1 rRNA gene is annotated in these 567 nt (G+C 53.8%); it reads left to right on the top strand.

The features are described from left to right. Window positions 1-567, top strand: a 23S ribosomal RNA gene (locus tag ACOTX2_RS25030); the annotation flags it as partial.

Genomic DNA, 567 nt, shown 5'->3' with positions numbered 1-567 from the left:
GGTTAACCGTATAGGGGAGCCGAAGGGAAACCGAGTCTTAACTGGGCGTTAAGTTGCAGGGTATAGACCCGAAACCCGGTGATCTAGCCATGGGCAGGTTGAAGGTTGGGTAACACTAACTGGAGGACCGAACCGACTAATGTTGAAAAATTAGCGGATGACCTGTGGCTGGGGGTGAAAGGCCAATCAAACCGGGAGATAGCTGGTTCTCCCCGAAAGCTATTTAGGTAGCGCCTCGTGAACTCATCTTCGGGGGTAGAGCACTGTTTCGGCTAGGGGGCCATCCCGGCTTACCAACCCGATGCAAACTACGAATACCGAAGAATGTTATCACGGGAGACACACGGCGGGTGCTAACGTCCGTCGTGAAGAGGGAAACAACCCAGACCGCCAGCTAAGGTCCCAAAGTCATGGTTAAGTGGGAAACGATGTGGGAAGGCACAGACAGCCAGGATGTTGGCTTAGAAGCAGCCATCATTTAAAGAAAGCGTAATAGCTCACTGGTCGAGTCGGCCTGCGCGGAAGATGTAACGGGGCTAAACCATGCACCGAAGCTGCGGCAGCGAC

Origin of the sequence: Enterobacter cloacae complex sp. IR5412 (assembly GCF_049237385.1) — a bacterium.
GTDB classification, from domain to species: domain Bacteria; phylum Pseudomonadota; class Gammaproteobacteria; order Enterobacterales; family Enterobacteriaceae; genus Enterobacter; species Enterobacter intestinihominis.
This window is presented reverse-complemented; position numbering and strand designations above follow the sequence as displayed.